We start from the raw sequence: 20,261 nt of genomic DNA on the forward strand, positions 1-20,261 counted from the left end.
ACCGCCTGCGGTCAGAAGGGCGAGTCGAGCGGCACCTGACTCACCTCCGGCAGGTACGGATCCAGCTCCCCCAGCTCGAACCGCGACATCCCGATGACGTGCCAGAACTGGCCGCCCGGATCGCCGTGCACCTTGTACCGCCCGTCCGGCGCCAGGGCGGCCCAGCCCTCGGGCAGCCCCAGCAGGGTCGCCCGCCGCTTGCCGCCCTCCCACAGGATCACCACGCCGTCGTCGCCGGCGCTGGCCAGCAGGTCGGACGTGGGGCTGTAGGCCACCGACCACACCCGGCGCGCGTGCCCGGAGAGGGTGTGCAGGAGCTGCCCGGTCGCGGTCTCCCACACCCGTACGGTCATGTCGTCGCCGCCGGTGGCCAGGTGGCGGCCCGTGGCGTCGAAGGCCAGGCTCCACAGCCGGCCGTCGTGCTGGGTGAGCGTGTGCGCCAGGCGCGGCTGCCAGGGCTGGCCGGGCCGCAGCTCCCACACCATCGCCCGGCCGTCGTTGCCGGCGCTGGCCAGGTAGCGGCCGTCGGGGGAGAAGGCCACGGAGTACACCCGGTCGGTGTGGCCCTCCAGCGTCGCCACCCGGCCGCCGGAGGAGACGTGCCACAGGCGGACGAGCTTGTCGTCGCAGCCGGTGGCCACGTAGTCGCCGAGGGGGCTGAAGGCGATCGAGCGCACCCGTCCCCGGTGGTCGACCAGGTCGACGGCCATGCGGCCGGTCGGCCGGTACCAGATCTTGACGCTGTCGTCGTCGTTGGCCGTGGCCAGCATGTTGCCGTCGGGGCTGAACGCCTCGGCCCACACGTGGTCGGTCTCGGCGTGCAGCTCGCGCTCGTAGTCGCCGGTGGTGGCGTTCCAGAAGTGCACGCCGCCGTCGTTGCTGGAGGTGGCCAGCACCGGGCCGGCGGGCGAGAACAGCGCGGAGATCAGCCGGTCGGCGGTGCCGGTGAACTCCCGCAGCCGCCGCCCGGTGTGCGGCTCCCAGACCCGGACGACGCCGTCGTTGCCGCTGGTGGCCAGCATCGAGCCGTCGGCGCTGAAGCGCACCGACGAGATGCGCCGGCCGTGGCCGCGCAGCAGCCGCTGGCACTGCCCGGTGAGCGGGTCCCACAGGCGGACGGTGCCGTCGTTGCTGCTGGTGGCCAGCTGCTGGCCGTCGGGATGGAACGCGAACGGCCAGACCGAGCTGCGGTGGCCGGTCAGCTCGACGCGCTTGCCGCCGCCCATGGGCTGGAGCCGGACCGTGCCGCCGGAGTCGCCGCTGGCCACCGTGCGGCCGTCGGGGCTGAAGGTCACCTGGTAGACGGCCGCCGCGTGGGTGGTGTGCACGCCGAGCGGCTCGCCGGACGGCTCCCACAGGCGCACGCTGCCGGACGTGTCGCCGCTGGCCAGCATCGAGCCGTCGGGGGAGAACGTCAGGCAGTAGACGCTGCCGGTGTGCCCGGTCAGCTCGTGCCGGGGGGACCAGGTGGCGGTGTCCCAGAGCCGGATCGTGCCCGCCTGGTCGCCGGTGGCCAGCAGGGTGCCGTCGGGGCTGTGCACGGCCCGGTAGACGCTGCCGCGGTGGCCGTCGAGGGTGACGGCCGTCTGCCCGGCGGTCAGGTCCCAGACCCGGACGACGCCCGCCGAGTCGCCCGTCACGAGCTGCGAGCGGCCGAAGGAGGCGGTGTAGACGGGGGCGCGGTGGCCCGGGAGCTCGTGGACCAGCCGGCCGGTCGCGGTCTCCCACACCCGGACCACGCCGTCGCCGCCGCCGGCCGCCACCAGCTCGCCCGAGGCGCTGAGGCGTACCGGCCACACGCCGTCGGGATGGCCGGTCAGGGTGTGCAGGCGCCGGCCGGTGAGGGCGTCCCAGAGCAGGACCGTTCCGTCGCTCGCGCCGGTGGCCAGCAGGTCGCCGGCGAAGGTGACGGCGTAGACGCGGCCGCGGTGGCCCTGGAGGGTGCGGACCGGGGAGCCGCCGACGCACAGCAGCACGCCGCCGTCCTCGTTGCCGATGGCGATGGTCGAGCCGTCGGGGCTGTAGGCGATGGGCTCGGGCAGGCGCGACGTCTGGAAGTGGTAGCCGTACGGTACGCCGATGCCGGCGGGCGCGAACTCCACCTCCACCGGCTGCCCCGGCACCACCGCCGCGCCCGGCAGGCGCGGCAGCGTGCCGGTGACGTTGATCAGGGACGCCCGGTGCCAGCGGGCGCCCTCCACCGTGACGTCGCTCAGGTCGACCTGCGCCAGCCGCGCGCCCGACAGGTCGGCGCCGGTCAGGTCGGCGCCGGTCAGCCTGGCGCCGTCGAGCCGGGCGCCGGCCAGGCTGGCGTCGCGCAGGACGGCCCTGGACAGGTTCGTGCCGGCGAGGGTGGCCTCCGACAGGTCGGCCCCGGTCAGGTCGACCTCCTGCAGGTCGCGCGCCGACAGGTCCTCGCCCTTGAGGTTCGCGCCGCGCAGGTCGGCCTTGGCCGGGGTGCGCAGCCTGGCCGCGATCTTGACCGCGTTCGCCCTGGCCACGTCGTCGGCGGGCGGGTCGGCCACCCAGGCGCGCAACGCCCGTACGTCGGCCAGGTCGCACAGGAACTCGACGGTCAGCGCCGACAGCGGCCTGCGGGCCAGCGGGAGAGGATTGTCGAGGTTCGCGGCGATGTGGCGGGCGATGAGCCATTCCATCACCGAGGCGTGGATGAACCCGAACATGCCCTCCTCGGTGCGCACCAGCAGGCTGCCCGAGCCCATGGCGTGCGCGGCGTGCGCGGGGGAGAGCTGGCCCGAGGCCAGGTCGCTCAGCGTCTCGCCGATCTCGGTCAGCTCGTCGACGCCGAGCAGCGTCTCGCCGCTGTCCCACAGGCGCAGCGCCAGCGCGGTGACCACCCGCCACAGCTCGCCGATCGACAACGCGCCGGGCGAGCCGGGGACGCGGGCCCGCCGCTCCTCGAAGGCCAGCCAGGTGCTGAGGATCTCCTCGTACAGCAGGGCCGGGCTGAGGGTGTGCTGGGCGCCGGCGACCGTGCGCAGGCGGTCGGCGTCGAGGTCGGCGATGAAGCTGAGCATGCGCGGGTTCTGGGCCAGGGCCAGCAGGTCTTTGATCTCGCCCATGAGCGACATGCGGGCGCCGGCCTCGTCGCCGTCGTCGAACCGGTTGTCCAGGTAGGAGCGGATCTGGTCGTGCGTGAAGTCCTCCACGCTGAGCACCCGCCGCTGCGGCAGCACGCCCACCATCTCGCCGAGCGAGGTCAGCACCTGGCTGTGCGACTTGAAGTGCTGCGTACGGCTGGCCACCACGATCTTGGCCTTGTCCTCGGCCGCGGCGAGCAGGGTGGCCAGGTGGTCGGCCGCCCGGTCGTAGGTCAGCCGGGTGACCAGCTCGTCGAACCCGTCGAACAGCAGCACGATGCGCCCCTGCCGGAGCAGGTAGCGGAACGCCTTGAGGTCGATGAACTCCTCGCCGTGCCCGGCCAGGTGCGCGGCCACCAGGGCGTCGACCGAGTGGGCCTTGTCGAGGGCGCGCAGCTCGATGAAGATCGGCGTCAGGTGCGGCAGCTCGGCCGGGATGCGCCTGGCCAGCTCGCGCAGCGCGAACGTCTTGCCGTGGCCGAAGTCGCCGAGCAGCAGCAGGAACCGGCCGTGGTCGGCGGCCAGCAGCCGCATCAGCTCGTCGGTGAGTCCCTCCCTGATCTGGCTGCCCGGCCGGTCGAGCTCGCGGTAGCGCTGGGGGACGTAGAGGCCGGGCGGGTAACGGCGGTCGCCGGTGAGCCTGGCGGTCTGCTCGGCGACGTATCCCGACAGGTCGAGCAGGCCCTGGAACTCCAGGAAGCTGCGCACCCGCACGCCCTTGCGCATGAGGTCGTCGCGGAGCGCGCGGGAGGCCGGCGGGCCCTGGTAGATCAGCTCGGCGGCCAGGTCGGCGGCGTGGGCGCGGCGGGCGAACCCGGTCGCGGCGGCCTCGGTCAGCTCGCCGACGTGCGCGCCGATCATGAGCTGCCGGACGAACCCGTCCTCGGGGTGGGTGACCACCAGGTGGTCGGGGAAACGCCGGATCTTGGCCCGCTCGTGCCGGGCCTCGCAGACCTCGGTGATGCGGTCGAGCAGCAGCTCGACGGGGCTCGGCTCGCGCTCCTCGGGCTGGGGGACGGGCGGCGGGGTGCCGGGGGTCTCGCCGGTGAACGTGGCCCGAACCGCCCGCCAGCCGTGCCGGGCGCGAGCGGGCTTGCCGGTGTCGGGCGTCCAGGTGCGCATGCCGTCGGGGGAGATCTCGACCACCTGGTGGCGGCCGGAGCGCGGGGCCACGACCGCGGCGAAGCCCGGCCGCGGCTCGGCGGCCGGGACGCCCGCGCCGGAGCCGTGGAAGAGCAGGTTGAGCCGGTGGGTGAGCAGCCGGTCGAACGTGGGCGCGTCCCGCAACGTGGCGGGCGGATGGCCGATCGCGCCCAGCCGCAGCCAGGCGCTCTCCTCGTAGGGGCGCAGCCGCTCGGCGAACCACGCGGCCTGCGCCTCGCCCAGCAGCGCGTACGCGTCGCGCTCCAGATGGCTCATCGCCATCGTCGAGTTGAGCCCCGCCACGACCACCCGCAGGTCGGGCACCTCGAACAACGTCCAGGGCTGGCCCCCGTCGAACACCCGGTCGTCGAGCCCCTGGTACACCTCGCGGAACAGCCCGGCGAAATGCCGCCACTTGGGCCAGTAGGGGGGCTGCGGGCTCACGTCGTCGGCCTCGCAGGTCATGAAGTACGCGCTGGCCGCGGCCTTGGTGACGTCGCGCGGGCCGGGCAGCAGCACCAGCCGGTGGGGCTCCAGCCCGATCAGCAGCCGCAGGTCGGTGACGAACTGCGTGGCCTGCGCGAACTGCCCCAGGCTGCCGGACTCGGTCAGGTCGCCGCTGACCACCATGAGGTCGGGACGCGGCATGCCCCGGTCGTACATGGCCGTCAGGTCGGCCCAGATGCGGGCCTGCATGTCCTCCGGCGTGAACGGCTCGCCGGGATCGGGCAGCGCCCGCCCGAACCTCGGCCCGCCGATGTGCAGCACGTTGACCGACTCGCGCCCGCGGTCGTCGCCGCCCGAGGGCGGGAACTTGGGGGCCGTCACCGGGGTGCGGCGGGCCCTGGCCAGGTCGGTCGTCGGGGGCAGCGTCGGGGTGGCCGGGGGCGGGACGTGGCCGGAGGGGAAGGCGGGGGCGGACTCGGGCTTGGCCCGCCCGGCCAGCGCCTCGCCGACCCGGCCCAGCAGCAGCGCCCTGGCCTGCCCCGAGTCGGTGACGCCGAGCAGGTCGACCCAGGTGATGGTGGACAGCAGGCCCTCCAGCTGCACGTCCTCCAGCCGGATCGTGACGAGCTTGTTGGAGGGGTTGTCGGGGTCGGCGCGCATGGCCGCCTGCCATTCCATGCGACCGTAGCGCGAGGTGAGGTAGTTGCGCGAGAGCACGGCCACGACGAGCTGCGCCTCGCTGACCCCGCGGTCCATGAAGTCGATGAAGTTGGTGCCGGGCACGAAGTCCCAGGCTTGGATCATGGTCCGGTAGCCGGCCGCCTCCAGCTCCCAGGCGATCCAGGTCGCCCAGGCGGTGTCGGCCGGGGAGTAGCTGACGAAGATCTCGGTCGGCCTGCCGTCACGTGCCATCTGCTCAGTATCCACCGAGGAATCGGTGATTTGGAGTCAGTGTGCGATCATCGTCGAGTGTGGCGGCGTCTGGCTGTGCTCGATCTGATCCGGATCGGGCTGCTTGCTCTCGGTCTGATCTTCGTGGCGACCGGTCTGCTGCCGTGGCGCGACGCCGCGGAGAGCCTCGCTGACATCGGGCCGTTGCTGGTCTTCCTGGTCGCCATCATCGTGCTGGCCGAGCTGACCAAGGAAGCGCAGGTCTTCGACGCCATCGCGGCTCGGATGGCGGTGCTCGGCCGCGGCAACTACACCGCGCTTTTCTTTCTTTGTACGGCTTTCGCGTCATTTGTCACGATTTTTCTTAACCTCGACACCACCGCCGTCCTGCTGACCCCCGTCATGCTCGCCCTGGCGCCCCGGGCCCGCATCGCCGCCCTGCCGCTGGCGATGACCACCATCTGGCTGGCCAACACCGCGAGCCTGCTGCTGCCCGTCTCCAACCTGACCAACCTGCTCGCCATGGACAAGCTCGGCCTCGACGCCCAGGGCTTCGCCGCCCGCATGTGGGCCCCGCAGCTCGCCTCGATCGCGGTGACGATGGTGTTCCTGTGGGTGTTCTTCTGGCGCCGGGGCGAGCGCCGCGACCTGCGCTACACGCCGCCGGTGCTGGCGCCGGTGGCCGACCGCGTGCTGTTCGGCGCGGCCTCGGCCGGCTGCCTGCTGTTCATCGTCCTGCTGCTGCTCAAGGCGCACGTCGCCGTCGCCGCCACCGCCGCGGCCGTGCTGGTGGTGGCGGCCTTCCTGGTGCGCGACCGGGCCCGGCTGACCTGGAGCCTGATCCCCTGGCAGCTCGTCGTCTTCGTGACCGGGCTGTTCCTGGTGGTGCCCACGCTCAGCGCCCACGGGCTCGACGCGCTGATGACGTGGATGATCGGCACGGAGGGCGACCCGTACCGGACGGCCGCGGTGGGCGCGGGCCTGTCCAACGCGATCAACAACCTGCCCGCCTACAAGGCCGTCGAGGCGGTGATCCCGGCCGCCGACCAGGATCACCTGCTGGCCCTGCTCGTGGGCACGAACGTGGGCACGGTGATCACCCCGTGGGCGTCGCTGGCCACGCTGCTGTGGTTCGAGTCGTGCCGCCGCCACGGCGTCGCGGTGCCGCTGCGCCGCTTCCTGCTGACCGGCGCGGGCCTGGCCGTCGCCGGGCTGCTGGCCACGGTCTGGGCCCTGGTCACGTTCGGCTGAGCGCCGGGGCGATCTACCCGGGCAGCAGCGCCATCAGTCCGGGCAGCGCGCGGGGGTGGGCGGCCACGAAGCTGCGGTCCTCGGCCGTGCCGTCGATGCTCTCCTCGAACGGGCCGCCGTCGAGCGCCCTGATCTCGATCCCGGCCTCCTGGGCCAGCAGCGCGCCGGCCGGCAGGTCGACCGCCTCGGCGCGGTAGCCGACGATGCCGTCGATGTCGCCGCGGGCCAGCATCGCCCACGACAGCAGCGGCGCCCACAGTTGCAGCACCCGCCGCGCGCCCACCTCCAGCGCCGTCTTCAACGCCAGCACGGTGGCGTCGCCCCTGCTCACGCCGTACCCCTGGGTCCAGGCCAGCAGCAGGCCGTGCGGGCTGGCCGTGTACGGCGGCGCCAGCCGCGCCCCCGTGGACGCCACGGCCCCACGGCCCCGGATCGCCGACCACGTCTGGGCCGTCACCGGGTCGTGCACCACGCCCAGCACCGGCCGCCCGGCCCGGCACAACGCCACCCCCACCACGTACGTGGGCAGCCCGATGGCCACGTTGTTGGTGCCGTCGAGCGGGTCGACCAGCCACGTCCACTCGCCGCCCGCCGCGCCGATCAGCCCCGACTCCTCGGCCACGATCGCGTGCGAGGGGAAGGCCGTCAGGATGCGCTCGACCAGCAGCTTCTCCGAGGCCAGGTCGAGATCGGTGACGACGTCGCCGGCGTCGCCCTTGGCCCGGATGCCGACGGCCCCACGCGTGCCCGCCGCGAGCAGCGCCCCGGCGGCCTGGGCGGCCTCGACGGCCACAGAGCGAGCGTGATCCAGGTCCATCGGGCACCCCTCAGGTCAGGTGGGCGGTGATCAGCCGGACGGCCAGCGCCGTCTCCTCGGCGTTCAGCGGTTCCCGGGGAACGTGGTGGCCGCCCGCCCCGAGCGGGCCGAGCGACAGGTCGCGGCTGCCGGGCCGGCCGCGCCCGAGCGCGATCGTGGCCGCCTCGCCGCCCTCCGGCACCACGCTGCTGTGGAAGCGGTCGGCCGGCAGGGTGTAGGTGTCGCCGGGGCCGAACAGCTCCACCAGCCCGGTGGCGTGCCGCACGGTGCGGCGGGTGGGCGAGATGCGGTCGCCGTCGGCGCCGCTGACCACCTCGAACACCCGGTGCGTGGCGTCGGGCCCCGCGTCGGTGACCACCGCGTGCACGTTGCGCACCTGGCCGTAGAGCACGTGGCTGACCAGGTCCCAGCTGTGGCAGTGGATCTGCGAGGTGGTGCTCTCGGCGTGCTGGAGCGAGTCGGACCACAGGTGGAGGCATACCCCCTCGCCGCCCTCTCGCTCCAGCGGCAGGCAGACGAAGCCGAGCGGATGGCGTACGGCCCTCGGGCGCGCGGTCTCCCGCAGCACGCCGAGCGCCCACGACCTGGCCTGTCCGTCGCGGACCCGCTGGAAGACCGACCGATAGCTCATGAGCCGCACTCACGTTCCGTCTCGTCGGAGGGCCGCAGGACGAGCCTCGCCGTAGGGATCGACGGCGCGCAGGGCCTTGCGCGCGATGTCCACGACGTCGCGGCCGTCGTAGGCCTTGGGAAGAGGCACCCCGATGCGACCGAACAGGTCCTGGACCTCCTCGATCGTGGGCTCGTCGCCGAGCGGCGCCTTCTTGTACATGTCCATCGGCACCCGCCGCGCCTGCTCGAAGCTGAGCCGCAGCTCGGTGTCGCAGTTCTCGTAGTAGAACGTGCCGGCCAGCGCGGTCATGGCGCGGTTGGGGTCCTCCACCGTCATGATCAGCCGGGTGGCCGACAGGTCCCAGCGGAACGTCGTCATCGACGACGACAGGCCGACCTCGATGTCGAGCAGGCCGTAACGCTGGCGGTACCAGAAGGCGGCCAGGATCGTCGCGTACGACTCCTTCCTGACCCGGTCGGTCGTCCACGTCTCGCCGGTCGCGTCGGGGGAGTCCGACAGGGAGCGCCGGTAGTGGGCGTACGTCTCGCACACCTCGACGTTGGACGGGTCGATCACCTCCACCCGCACCACGAGGTGGCGTTTCTCCCGGCGCGCGGCGGCCACGCACTCGGGCAGGGTGACCGCGCGCAGGTAGGTGCCGGTGCCGCCCTTGAAGCTCCACCGGGTGGTGTCCTTGCGCGCCTCGGCGTGCATCTGGGCGATCTCCTGCTTGCTGCCCAGCACCCTGACCAGTTGCAGCGCGTCGAGGGCCTTGCGGGTGCCGTGGACGAGCGTCTCGATCTCCTCCAGCCGCGACAGCCGGACGGGGAGCTGGGCCAGCGCGCCGGAGGTGATGGTCTCCTCGACCGGGGCCTGACGGGCGCGGTCGCGCAGCAGGGCGGTGGCCACCAGTGCCATGATCACCAGCGTCGCGGCGTTGACGAGCTGGGTCTGCACATCGGTCGGCACCACCGTGTCGGGCATGATGCCGAGCACGCCGATCACCACGGCCAGTAACAAGGCGATGGCGCCGTCGGCGTTCTGGGCCGCCCATGGGGCGACCCGCTTCAGCGCCGCCATGAACCGTGCCATCGTTCGCCCGCCCGTCCGACGATCAGTCAATCCCCTAGGTCATCGTAACGACCGTCGGCATGCGACTTCCAGCGCACGGGAAGGAGGTATCTCCTACCCGGGAATGACATGACATCTCCCCCTGGCAGCTCAGGACCGGGACCTGACCAGGTTCGATACTGGAATCGCACGGGGGTGGGGATGAAGGGGATCAGGATGTTCTCGGCGGCCGCGCTGGCGCTGGTGCTGGTGGCCGTGCTGGCGTGCCCGGCCCCGCCGGCGGCGGCGTGGGCGGAGGTGCACCGGCCGTCGTCGTCGGAGCGGTTCCTGCAGGTCGTGGCCCATCCGGACGACGACCTGCTGTTCATGAGCCCCGACCTGTACGGCGCCGTCCAGTGGCACCGTCCGACGGTGACCGTCTACCTGACCGCGGGCGAGGGCCAGGCCGGCTGGGACGACGACCGCGACCCCGTCGCCTACGCCCGCGACCGCGCGCAGGGCCTGCGGGCCGCGTACGCCTTCCTGGCCGGCGCGCCCGACGTCTGGCGGGTCAGGACGATCACGGCGGGCGGCTTCCCCGTCCGGCTGGAGGAGCTGGCCGACCGGCCGGCGGTCAGGCTCGCCTTCGTCGGGCTGCCCGACGGCGGCGACCCGCGCGCCGACGGCGGCCGCGACGCGCTGACCAGGCTGTGGCAGGACCGCTCCTGCGTGCGCCGGTTCGGCGCCGGCCCCGAGCCGCGCTGCGTCGGCAGGAGGGACGTGGTCGGCGTGCTGCGCGCGCTCTACGCCCGCTTCCAGCCGACGGTGCTGCGCACGCTCGACCCCGAGCCGCCCACCGGCCGGGGGTTGTGCGACCACCCCGACCACGTCGCCTCGGCCCGCTTCGCGCTGGCCGCGGCGAGCGGGCTGGGGCTGCGGGCGGTCTCCTACCGCGGCTACCCGATGACCGGCTGGGCGCCCAACGTGGCCGGGTCGCTGCGCGAGCTCAAGCGCCAGGTCTTCGGCGTCTACCTGGGTCACGACTACCGCGTCGGGCACACCTGGCGCTACCGGGCCTGGACCGAGCGCATGTACCGGGTCCCCTGAGCCGGGACGCCGCCCGGCTCGGGGAGCGCCCGGCTAGAACCAGCCGCGGCGGCGGGCCATCTGCTCCAGGCCGTGCTGCAACGCCTGGTCGGCCGCGCCGGGGTGGTCGTCGTAGCGCACGGTGAAGCGGTTGTAGGTGTCGTGGCCGGAGGTCAGGAAGCCGTCGCGCTGGTCGGCCTCCAGGATGACGTCCATCTGCCGCGGCCCGGCGATGAACGTCAGCTCCAGCTCGTTGAAGTGCCGCCGCCACTGGCCGCCCGCGTAGTACTCGATCTCCTGGAAGAACGGCATCGTCGAGCCGTACAGCGTGCCGCGCTCCAGGTCGGCCTTCTTGAAGCCGAAGCCCAGCCGGTCGAGGGCGGCGATGACGTGCTCCTGGGCCGGCAGCGGGCTGACGAACAGCGGGTCGAGGTCGCCCTTGTCGATCGCGCCCGCCAGCGCCAGCTCCGTCTGGACGCCGAGCCGCATGCCGTGCAGCGGGTGGCCGCCGATCGCGCTGATCGGCGTCTCCCACGGCACCATGATCTCGAACGGCTGCTGGTGCTGGGCGCCCGAGGCGAGCTGGAACGTCCCGGCCACCTGCTGGCGCAGGAAGCTGTAGGTCGTCTTGTACTCGTTGTCGCCGCTCTCGACCTCCACCACGGCGGTCAGGTCGAGGTAGATGCCCTCGACCTTGTAGTCGGAGCCGCCGCCCCGGAAGTGCACGACGCCGCGCAGCGGCGAGCCGGGACGCACGGTCGTGTCGGTGAGCACCGTGTCGACCTCGACGCCCGCGCCGAAGGCGGCCATCAACTTGCGGAACACCATGGGGTCTCTCCTATGCGGTGGGGGTCTGGCCGTTGACGGCGGTGTGTCCCGTGCCCGAGATGCGGGGGAGCAGCTGGGCCAGGACGAGGGTGGACAACGCCGAGTCGGCCTGGCCCTGCTGGGTCCGTACGACCAGCGGCTGGGGGGCGTTCTCGGCGAGCTTGGCGCCCACGTCCAGGCGCCGGCGGGCCAGCTCGTACTGCAGCACGGCCCGGTTGTCGCGGTAGGACTCGGCCAGCCTGCGCAGGGCCTTGGCCTCGTTCTCGGCGGCGGTCAGGTCGGCCCTGCCGCGCGCCTCGATCTCCCACGTCACGCGCTGGGCCTCGGTCTCCTGCTCCTCCAGCATGCGCGCCACGTTCTTGCGCGCGTTGTTGTGGGCGGCCTTGACCTCGACCACGCGGGCGTCGCGGGTCTTCTTCGATCGCTCGATCTCCATGAGCAGCGTGTCGATGCGGCGCTTGCGGGTCAGCTCCCACTCGCGCTCGTAGGCCGACAGCTCCTTGGCGACCTTCTCCCGGGTGGCCAGGTGCTGCTGGTACTGGTCGGGGAGCTGGACGTCGGGGATGTTGGCGCCGGTGACGCGCACGCCGTACCGGCCGAGCTGGCGGTTGAGCGCCTCCTGCATGTCGCCGACGTCGGAGCCGCGCAGGTCGTAGGCGCGCTCGGTGTTGACCCGCCGGCTGCGCTGCCGGATCGCGTCCTGCACGGCGCTGGAGAGCACGAGGTCGAAGTTGCCCGCGCCGATCGTCCGGACGAACGCCACCGGGTCCACGATGCGGAACTTCAGGAAGAACTCGATCGACTTCAGCGGCACGTTCTCGGCCGTCGGGCAGGCCACGATCGGCGCCGAGTATGGGATCTCGGTGGAGGTGTCCACGACCGCGTCCACCCGGTCCCACGGCAGCCACAGGTAGTGGCGGCCCGGCGGCAGCGTGCCGGTGATCGCGCCCCAGCGGCTGCGCACGCCGGTGGTGCCCTCCTCGATCTCGATGATCGCCTTGCGCCACATCGTGACCAGCGCCACGACCAGGAAGAACAGCGCGGCCAGCGCGGCGGGCAGGGTGAGGTCGGTGAGCGCGGCCATCCCGGCGAAGTACAGGGCCAGCAGGACGAGCGCCATCCAGGCGAAGCCGCGCCGGTCCTTGGGGATCACCACCGGCACGAGCTGGCCCTGCTCGCCGCCGCGCAGGAGCTGGCGGATGTCGGACCAGGAGGCCAGCGACTCCTTGATCTTGGAGAACTCGCGGGTCATCGGACCTCACCCTCGCTCAGGTGGCCGGGCAGCAGGCGCTCGACCGTGCGTTCCAGGTCGTTGTCGGGCTCGGGCGTGGCCTGCGGCTCGCTCACGTCGGCGGCGGCCTTCTTCAGCAGGGCCGCGATCTCGTCCTCGCGGCTGCTGACGCGGGCGGCGATCTCGTCGAGCCGGCCGCGGATGGCGGCCATGTCCTCGGCGGAGAACAGCGTCGCGCCCTTGCCGCCCACGAGCTGCTGGGCCAGCGCCAGGAAGTCGATGTCGGTCTGCTCGCCCACCTGCACCACCTGCGGCAGCCGGGTGGCCACCGACTCCAGCTTGGTCAGCAGGTCCTGCTGGAAGCGGTAGTCGAGGATCTCGGGGGCCTCGGCGGCCGACAGCGCCCGGATGTCCAGGGCCTGGGCCTCCAGCAGCGCGGCGTTGGCGTTGGCCGTGGACTCGGCCTCGACCAGGCGCTGCCTGGCCTGCGCGGTGGCCTGGTGGCTGGCGCGTTCGAGCGCGGTGTCCATGCGGGCCTGGTAGCCGGCGATCTCGGCCTGGATGGCGCTCAGCGTCTCCTGGAGGCCGGCCAGCTCCTTGACCAGGTCGCCCTCGTTCTGCTCCTTGCGGAGCTGGAGCTCGTACTCGTAGGTGTAGGCCTCCTTGGCCACCCTGACCATCTCGGGGGCGGCCAGGTCCATGCGGTACTCCTGGCTGGACGGCTCGGCGTGGGTGATGTTCACGTCGGTGAGCCGTACGGCGGGCAGGAACTGCTGGTTCAGGTTCTCCAGCATGCCGAGGGTGCTCTCGCCCACCAGGTCGTAGATGTCCTCGGCCCGCTGGGCGTAGATCAGCGAGCGGGTGACCTCGCTGATGGCGTTCTGCAGCTTGGACTGGAAGCCGCTGACCGAGCCCAGCACGAAGATGAACTCGGCCGGGTTCTCGATCCTGAACTGCAGGAACAGGTCGACGCTGGCCTTGACGCCCTGCTGCGTCGGCGCCTCCCTGATGGGCGCGTTGAACGGGTACTCGCGCGTGGTGTTGACGATGTAGCTGACCCGCTTCCACGGGTTGAACAGCGTCACCCGGCCCGGGTCGGCGATGTGCACCAGCTTGCCGAACTTGGTGATCAGCGCCTTGCAGCCCTCGGGGACCATCACCACGCTCCTGCGCCACCACAGGAACGCGGCGGCCAGCACCAGCACCACCCAGTAGTGCGGGCCGAAGAAGATGTCCGACCCCGGCACGATGCCGCCGAGCGCGCCGATCAGGCCGAGGACCACCAGGACCGTCAGCGGGATGACCACCTTGGCCGTGCTGCCCTTGGGGATCACCACCGGCGAGATGACGTGCAGGCCGTTCTCGGCGAAGCTGCGGTTGACGATCTCGCCGGCCTCGTTCAGCGAGGCGGACCTGGCCTCGATCAGCGTGCCGACGGAGGCGCCGCCGTCGCGGGCGGCGGCGAAGTCGTGCGGGTTGAGCGCGAAGCCGGGGGCCTGGCCGGTGAGCTGGCCGGCCTGGTCGGCGACCTGTCCGATCGCCTGGCTCATCGCCTGCCGTACGTCACCTCCTTGAGCGACCGCTTGGGCTATGCCCTGACCTGCCTGGATCAGTGCCTCTCGGGGTCGTGACATCGAACCTTCCTTTTCCGCTACAGGCGAATCCGACCGTATCGGGTATGACTTGCTGTTCGCTTGCAATGTGTCGTCATATGACTGTTACGTCCCATAGCAGGTGTGTTATGGATGGAGCAGGTCTGCTACATGGAGGGTTGATGAGTGAGACCGTCCACAACCGCATCGCGCTGCTGCGCGCCGAGCGGGGGGTGAGCCGCAGGCAGCTCGCGCAGGCGCTGGGGGTGCACTACCAGACCGTGGGATACCTGGAGCGGGGCGAATACAGCCCGAGTCTTCACCTGGCGTTGCGCATGGCCGGATACTTCGGGGTGCCGGTCGAGGTGGTGTTCTCCACCACGCCGTTCCCCCGGATCGGGCAGCCCACGGCCTGACGGTTTCTGTCGGTGACGCCGCCTACAGTGGCAGCATGCGTCCGGTCACAGATTTGCAGCGGAAGGTGGCGCCTTTCGAGGTCGTCACCGAGATGACTCCATCCGGCGACCAGCCGACGGCCATCGCCGAGCTGGAGCGCCGCGTCCGGGCCGGGGAGAAGGACAGCGTCCTGCTCGGCGCCACCGGCACCGGCAAGACGGCCACGATCGCCTGGCTGATCGAGCGGCTGCAGCGGCCCGCGCTGGTCATGCAGCCCAACAAGACGCTCGCCGCCCAGTTCGCCAACGAGCTGCGCGAGATGCTGCCCAACAACGCGGTCGAGTATTTCGTCTCCTACTACGACTACTACCAGCCCGAGGCGTACGTGCCGCAGAGCGACACGTACATCGAGAAGGACTCCTCGATCAACGACGAGGTCGAGCGGCTGCGCCACTCGGCCACCAACTCGCTGCTCACCCGCCGCGACACCATCGTGGTCGCCTCCGTCTCGTGCATCTACGGCCTGGGCACCCCGCAGGAGTACGTCGACCGCATGGCCAGGCTCCGCGTCGGCATGGAGGTCGACCGCGACCAGCTCCTGCGCCGCCTGGTCGACATGCAGTACACGCGCAACGACCTGGCCTTCACCCGGGGCACGTTCCGGGTGCGCGGCGACACGATCGAGATCATCCCGAAGTACGAAGAGCTGGCCGTGCGCATCGAGATGTTCGGCGACGAGATCGAGAAGCTCGCCACCATGCACCCGCTGACCGGCGAGGTCATCACCGAGGACGAAGAGCTCTACATCTTCCCCGCCTCCCACTACATCGCCGGCGAGGAGCGCATGGCGGCGGCCGTGGCCGGCATCGAGGCCGAGCTGGCCGCGCGCCTGTCGGAGCTGGAGCGGCAGGGCAAGCTGCTGGAGGCCCAGCGGCTGCGCATGCGCACCACCTACGACATCGAGATGATGCGCCAGATCGGCACCTGCTCCGGCATCGAGAACTACTCCCGCCACCTCGACGGCCGCGCCGCCGGCACCGCGCCCAACACGCTGCTCGACTACTTCCCCGAAGACTTCCTGCTGGTCCTCGACGAGTCCCACCAGACCGTGCCGCAGATCGGCGCGATGTACGAGGGCGACGCCTCGCGCAAGCGCACGCTGGTCGACCACGGCTTCCGGCTGCCGTCCGCGCTGGACAACCGGCCGCTCAAGTGGGAGGAGTTCCTGGAGCGCATCGGGCAGTCGGTCTACCTGTCGGCCACGCCCGGGCCGTACGAGCTGGGGCGGGTCAAGGGCGACGTCGTCGAGCAGGTCATCCGGCCCACCGGCCTGGTCGACCCCGAGATCGTCGTCAAGCCCACCAAGGGGCAGATCGACGACCTGGTCCACGAGATCCGCGAGCGCGCCGAGCGCGACGAGCGCGTCCTGGTCACCACGCTGACCAAGAAGATGTCCGAAGACTTGACCGACTATCTCCTTGAGCTCGGCATCCGGGTGCGCTACCTGCACAGCGAGGTCGACACGCTGCGCCGCATCGAGCTGCTGCGCGAGCTGCGCATCGGCGAGTTCGACGTGCTGGTCGGCATCAACCTGCTGCGCGAGGGCCTCGACCTGCCCGAGGTGTCGCTGGTGGCCATCCTCGACGCCGACAAGGAGGGCTTCCTGCGCTCGGAGACCTCCCTGATCCAGACCATCGGCCGCGCCGCCCGTAACGTCTCCGGCCAGGTCCACATGTACGCCGACAAGATCACGCCGTCGATGGAGCGGGCCATCGACGAGACCAACCGGCGCCGGGCCAAGCAGATGGCCTACAACGAGGCCAACGGCATCGACCCGCAGCCGCTGCGCAAGAAGATCGCCGACATCCTCGACTCCCTCCAGCGGGAGGACGCCGACACCGACAAGCTGCTCGGCGGCGGCCGCCAGCAGTCGCGCGGCAAGGCCCCGGTGCCCGGCTTCGCCGCCCGCCAGGCGGGCCAGCACGCCAAGGCCATCGCGGGCGAGATGCCGCGGGCGCAGATGGAGTCGCTGATCGAGTCGCTGACCGAGCAGATGCACCAGTCGGCCGCCGACCTTCAGTTCGAGGTGGCCGCGCGGCTGCGCGACGAGATCAAGGAGCTCAAGCGCGAGCTGCGCGACATGCGCGAAGCAGGCGTCAAGTAGCGGCCTGCGACAGGCGCGGAGTGGCTGTCCGGTAGGGGCCGGTGGGTCGGTGGTGGGTGCCCGGGTGGCGCGTCTCGCCGGCCCCGGGCCTGGCCCGGGGTTCTGACCTGCGGGAATGAAGCCGGGTTCCTGGGGCAGCGGTCCAGGTATGAACAAGTCGATCATCGGGGCACTGGTCGGTGCGGCACTGCTCGCCGCCGGCTGCGGCGCCGTACGGGAAGTCGGCCAGTTCGCCGTCGAACCGACGCCGGGCCCCACCATGGGAAGCCCGACTCCGACGATGGAAAGCCCGCCCGAGACGGGGACCATGTCCCCCTCACCGGGCGCCACGTCCATGAAGCCAGGAGCCGGAGAGCTCAAGGACGCCGCCAAGGTCGCGATGGCCGCGGTTCCCGGATCAAAGGTCGTCTCCGTCGAGAGCGAGGAGAACGGCATGCTCTGGGAGGTCAAGGTCGTCGGCTCCGACGGCACGGAACACCAGGTCGACGTCCAGGCCGGCAAGGTCGTCAAGGGCCCGACGACCGAGCAGATGGACGAGCAGGAGAAGGCCGAGATGCACACCCGCATCACCGAGGCCAAGCTCGACTACGCCCAGGCCGCCGACAAGGTCGCCGCGGCCGTACCGGAGGGACACGTCGCCAAGCTGAAGCTCGACACCGAGAACGGCAAGACCGTCTGGCAGTCGGACGTGATGACCCCGGACGGGACCAAGCACGAGGTGATGGTCGACGCCGCCACCGGTGAGGTCACCAAGAAGAACGAAACCAGCTGACCCACGGGGGAGCAGGCCACCTCCGGCCATCGGCGGAGGTGGCCGTCCCGGGGTCTGGGAGCGCTGGACGCCTGCCGGGGACGGGGGAGCCAGGGCAGGTGCTCTACAGGTTGTAGAGTAAAGTCCTGATCGCGTTTTCGGCCGCCACCCACGGCGGTTCGCCGAGCAGCAGAGAGACCTCTTCCCCCATGACCACTCCTTTCCAGTGGCTCGCCGCCCGGGTCGCCTTCGAACGAGCCGCCCTGCGAAGGGCCGCGGGCGCGGCGCTGGCCACCAGCCTGATGATCATCGTGACCGGCGGAGTCGTCCGCCTGACCGGGTCCGGGCTGGGCTGTGACGGGTGGCCGCGCTGCTCGGAGGCCGGTTTCGCGGCCACGCCCGAGCTCGGCGTCCACGGTGCGATCGAGTTCACCAACCGGGTGTTGTCCGGGGTCGTGTGCGTCGCCGTCGGCTGGCTCATCGTCGTCGCCCGGCTGCAGCGCCGTCCGGTGCCCGAGCTGACCCGGTGGGGGTGGGCGCAGTTCTGGATCGTCGTGCTGAACGCCGTCGTCGGCGGCCTCACCGTGTGGGCGCGGCTGAGCCCGTACCTCGTCGCCGCGCACTTCCTGGCCGCCGTGCTGTTCCTGACCGCCACCACGGTCGTCTGGCACAAGGCCCGCCTGCTCGACCGGCCCGCGCGGCCGCTGTCCGCGCCGTCGGGCCGGCTTCCGGCGGCGCTGGTGGCGTCCGTGGCGCTGCTGGTCGCGGCGGGCACGATCGTCACCGGCACCGGGCCGCACGCGGGTGACTCCTCCGACGTGCCGCGCATGCCGTTCAGCTGGACGGCGATGGTCTGGCTGCACGGGGCCGCCGCCGCGCTCAGCCTCGGCCTCGCCGTCGCCCTGTGGCTCAGGACCCGGCGCGAGCCGGGCTCGGCGGCCCACCGGCGCACCACGCTGTTCCTCGCCGTGCTGCTCGCCCAGGGGCTCGTCGGCCTGACGCAGACCGTGACCGACCTGCCCGAGCTCGTCGTCCTCGCCCACCTGCTCGGCTCGGCGATGGTGTGGGTGGGGGCGGTGCGCGTCCTGCTCGACACCCGGCTCCCGGCGGCGGCAGAGGAGGAACGGCCCCTGCTCGCCCGTACGTAGCCGATCCGCGCGGACGGGTCCGGGCGCCGGCGCCCGGACCGCGCGGGTTCCTCCGGTCACATCCGGCCCGACTCCTTGCGGAGCAGGTCGGCGAGCGCGTCGGGGTCCGCGGCGGCCACGCCCTTGGCGGCGAACCAGGTGGCCACGTTGCGGGCGTCCCGTTCCAGGTACGACGGGCCCGCGGGGTGGGCGATCACGTCGACGATCTGCGGCAGGTCGATGATCACCAGCCGCCCCTGGTGCACCAGCAGGTTGTACGGCGACAGGTCCCCGTGCGCCAGCCCCTCCGCGGCCAGCGTCACCATGGCCGCCACGAGCTGCTCCCACAGGTCGTCGAGGCCGTCGGAGACCTGGGCCAGGCGCGGGGCCGCGTACCCGTCGGGGGTGCCGACGAACTCCTCCAGGATCTCCGTCCCCACGATCTGCACCGGGTACGGCACCGGCACCCCCAGCTCCCAGAGCCGGCAGAGCGCCGTGAACTCGGCCACCGCCCACTGCGCGGCGATCACCTGCTTGCCGAACGCCGTGCGGTTGGCCATGGCCCGGTTCATCCGGCTCTCGCGGGCCCTGCGGCCCTCCAGGTACCCGGAGTCCCGGTGGAACAGGCGGTGCTCGGAGGAGCGGTAGCGTTTGGCCGCCAGCAGGCAGACCCGGTCGGTGCCGGGCACGCCCCGCGAGATCAGGTGGACGTCGGCCTCTTTGCCGGTCTTGAGCAGGCCGAGCTCGGTGTCGACGGCGGCCAGCTCGGTGACCAGCCAGCCGGGGTACGGCTTCGGCCCCTTCTCGGTGGGCGTGCTCTGGTCCCAGGTGGACCAGCGGTCGCCCTCGGGCGGCCCGTCATCGGTCTCGGGGGCGCTTTCGAGCCATTCGAGGTCGTCGGCGTCGAGCGCGAACTTGCCACGGCGGCGGTGTTGCGAGTGCTTGGGCACGGTGAGATGTCTCCAGTTACGAGGCCCCACCGGCTCGCCGCACGGATCAGGTCAGCGGACGCCTGGTGGGAAGGTCTGAGGGCGCGGAAAACGGCACGCGGGCAACGGTCGTCACGGTCTCAGCCTCCCTTCGTCTCGCTGCGAGCAACGCGGACGAGTATGCCGGGTCCGGCACGGCACTCGCAATCGAATAAACGGCGACCCGATAATCGGAGGCGCCGCCACTCGCCCGGCTTGTACGGTCTCGGCCATGCGGCGATGTGAGGTGTGCGGACATCTGGAACCCGCCGGCGCGCCCGATTGTGACCGCTGCGCCGGGCTGGTGGACGAACTGGTCGAGGAGGGCTGGCGGGCCTTCCTGCTGGCGGAGTTCGGCACCGTGGCCCCGCCGGACGAGCAGCTCATCGCCCGCATGGTGGTCGACGAGCCCGACAAGCACCCGTGGCGCGTCGTGGACGCCGCCTACGACCGCCTGACGTGCCCCGAGTGCGGCGGCCGGCTGAGCCGGGGCCCGGCCGGATGCGCCTCCTGCGACCTCGCGAACGGCTTCCGCTACTCGGCCGTCGAGATCGACCGTCCCGGCGTGCCGCCTGGCAACGAGCACGCGCTGCGGGTCAACGTCGCCGTGGCGCGCCGCCCGTACGGGATCGCGGCCACGGAGGTGCTGGTGCGCCGGCTCTCGCTGCCCGTGCTGATCGCCGGCCGCCTGCCCACGACGGCCCAGGCCCAGGCCACCAAGGCCCTGATCCGCAAGGGCGTCACGGAACAGGAGCTGGCCGCGGCGATCTACGCGGACTGGAACAGCTGAGTGTGACGCGGCCGG

15 protein-coding genes are annotated in these 20,261 nt (G+C 71.9%); 7 read left to right on the forward strand and 8 right to left on the reverse strand.

The annotated features are described in order from the left end of the window. Window positions 1-11: 11 nt before the first annotated feature. Window positions 12-5,603 carry a TIR domain-containing protein gene (locus ACIBST_RS13340; RefSeq protein WP_397171482.1) on the reverse strand — a complete coding sequence of 1,864 codons (5,592 nt, stop codon included), beginning with the start codon at window positions 5,601-5,603 and terminating at the stop codon, window positions 12-14. Between the two features lie 75 nt (window positions 5,604-5,678). Between ACIBST_RS13340 and ACIBST_RS13345 the strand changes: the two genes are divergently transcribed. Beyond that, the gene (locus ACIBST_RS13345) at window positions 5,679-6,833 is read left to right on the forward strand and encodes an SLC13 family permease (protein ID WP_397171483.1); all 1,155 of its coding nucleotides are present in this window, start codon (window positions 5,679-5,681) and stop codon (window positions 6,831-6,833) included. 13 nt (window positions 6,834-6,846) lie between these two features. Here the strand turns inward: ACIBST_RS13345 and ACIBST_RS13350 are convergent, their stop codons facing one another. From ACIBST_RS13350 to ACIBST_RS13360, 3 genes are read right to left on the reverse strand one after another with little or no spacing between them, the layout of a single operon-like run. After that, a complete protein-coding gene (locus ACIBST_RS13350; RefSeq protein WP_397171485.1) occupies window positions 6,847-7,626 on the reverse strand; it encodes an inositol monophosphatase family protein in 780 nt (259 codons plus the stop codon). Between the two features lie 34 nt (window positions 7,627-7,660). Next, window positions 7,661-8,281, reverse strand: coding sequence for a hypothetical protein (locus tag ACIBST_RS13355; RefSeq protein ID WP_358293794.1), 621 nt, complete (start codon window positions 8,279-8,281; stop codon window positions 7,661-7,663). A gap of 9 nt (window positions 8,282-8,290) precedes the next feature. Beyond that, on the reverse strand, window positions 8,291-9,343 hold the full coding sequence (locus tag ACIBST_RS13360; RefSeq protein WP_397171487.1) for a hypothetical protein: 1,053 nt from the start codon (window positions 9,341-9,343) through the stop codon (window positions 8,291-8,293). Between the two features lie 192 nt (window positions 9,344-9,535). On the opposite strand from ACIBST_RS13360, the gene ACIBST_RS13365 reads away from it, so the two are divergent. Further along, a complete protein-coding gene (locus ACIBST_RS13365) occupies window positions 9,536-10,420 on the forward strand; it encodes a PIG-L family deacetylase (RefSeq protein ID WP_397171489.1) in 885 nt (294 codons plus the stop codon). A 33-nt stretch (window positions 10,421-10,453) separates the two neighbouring features. On the opposite strand, the gene ACIBST_RS13370 is transcribed toward ACIBST_RS13365, so the two are convergent. Genes ACIBST_RS13370 through ACIBST_RS13380 form a run of 3 tightly spaced genes read right to left on the reverse strand, consistent with a single transcriptional unit; the run spans window position 10,454 to window position 14,092 of the window. Then, window positions 10,454-11,227 carry a sporulation protein gene (locus ACIBST_RS13370; RefSeq protein WP_397171490.1) on the reverse strand — a complete coding sequence of 258 codons (774 nt, stop codon included), beginning with the start codon at window positions 11,225-11,227 and terminating at the stop codon, window positions 10,454-10,456. Between the two features lie 10 nt (window positions 11,228-11,237). Further along, window positions 11,238-12,479: an SPFH domain-containing protein gene (locus ACIBST_RS13375; RefSeq protein WP_397171492.1), complete on the reverse strand. Its 1,242-nt coding sequence runs from the start codon at window positions 12,477-12,479 to the stop codon at window positions 11,238-11,240. Beyond that, a complete protein-coding gene (locus tag ACIBST_RS13380; RefSeq protein WP_397171493.1) occupies window positions 12,476-14,092 on the reverse strand; it encodes an SPFH domain-containing protein in 1,617 nt (538 codons plus the stop codon). Before ACIBST_RS13380 ends, ACIBST_RS13375 begins: the two co-directional genes overlap by 4 nt. Before the next feature lie 140 nt (window positions 14,093-14,232). Here ACIBST_RS13380 and ACIBST_RS13385 point away from each other — a divergent pair, with 140 nt between their 5' ends. From ACIBST_RS13385 to ACIBST_RS13400, 4 genes are all read left to right on the forward strand, one after another. Continuing rightward, window positions 14,233-14,466 (forward strand): helix-turn-helix transcriptional regulator, encoded by a 234-nt coding sequence (locus tag ACIBST_RS13385; protein ID WP_352323468.1) that lies wholly within the window; start codon window positions 14,233-14,235, stop codon window positions 14,464-14,466. Between the two features lie 35 nt (window positions 14,467-14,501). Beyond that, window positions 14,502-16,610: an excinuclease ABC subunit UvrB gene (gene uvrB / locus ACIBST_RS13390; RefSeq protein ID WP_352358255.1), complete on the forward strand. Its 2,109-nt coding sequence runs from the start codon at window positions 14,502-14,504 to the stop codon at window positions 16,608-16,610. A 148-nt stretch (window positions 16,611-16,758) separates the two neighbouring features. Beyond that, a complete protein-coding gene (locus tag ACIBST_RS13395; RefSeq protein WP_397171494.1) occupies window positions 16,759-17,382 on the forward strand; it encodes a PepSY domain-containing protein in 624 nt (207 codons plus the stop codon). 188 nt (window positions 17,383-17,570) lie between these two features. Continuing rightward, a complete protein-coding gene (locus ACIBST_RS13400) occupies window positions 17,571-18,509 on the forward strand; it encodes a heme A synthase (RefSeq protein WP_397171495.1) in 939 nt (312 codons plus the stop codon). 56 nt (window positions 18,510-18,565) lie between these two features. Here ACIBST_RS13400 and ACIBST_RS13405 read toward each other — a convergent pair whose 3' ends face one another. Continuing rightward, on the reverse strand, window positions 18,566-19,438 hold the full coding sequence (locus tag ACIBST_RS13405) for a serine protein kinase RIO (RefSeq protein ID WP_397171496.1): 873 nt from the start codon (window positions 19,436-19,438) through the stop codon (window positions 18,566-18,568). 250 nt (window positions 19,439-19,688) lie between these two features. Here ACIBST_RS13405 and ACIBST_RS13410 point away from each other — a divergent pair, with 250 nt between their 5' ends. After that, a complete protein-coding gene (locus ACIBST_RS13410; RefSeq protein ID WP_397171497.1) occupies window positions 19,689-20,246 on the forward strand; it encodes a hypothetical protein in 558 nt (185 codons plus the stop codon). The last annotated feature ends 15 nt before the right edge of the window (window positions 20,247-20,261 follow it).

Source organism: Nonomuraea sp. NPDC049684 (genome assembly GCF_044465345.1).
GTDB lineage: Bacteria > Actinomycetota > Actinomycetes > Streptosporangiales > Streptosporangiaceae > Nonomuraea.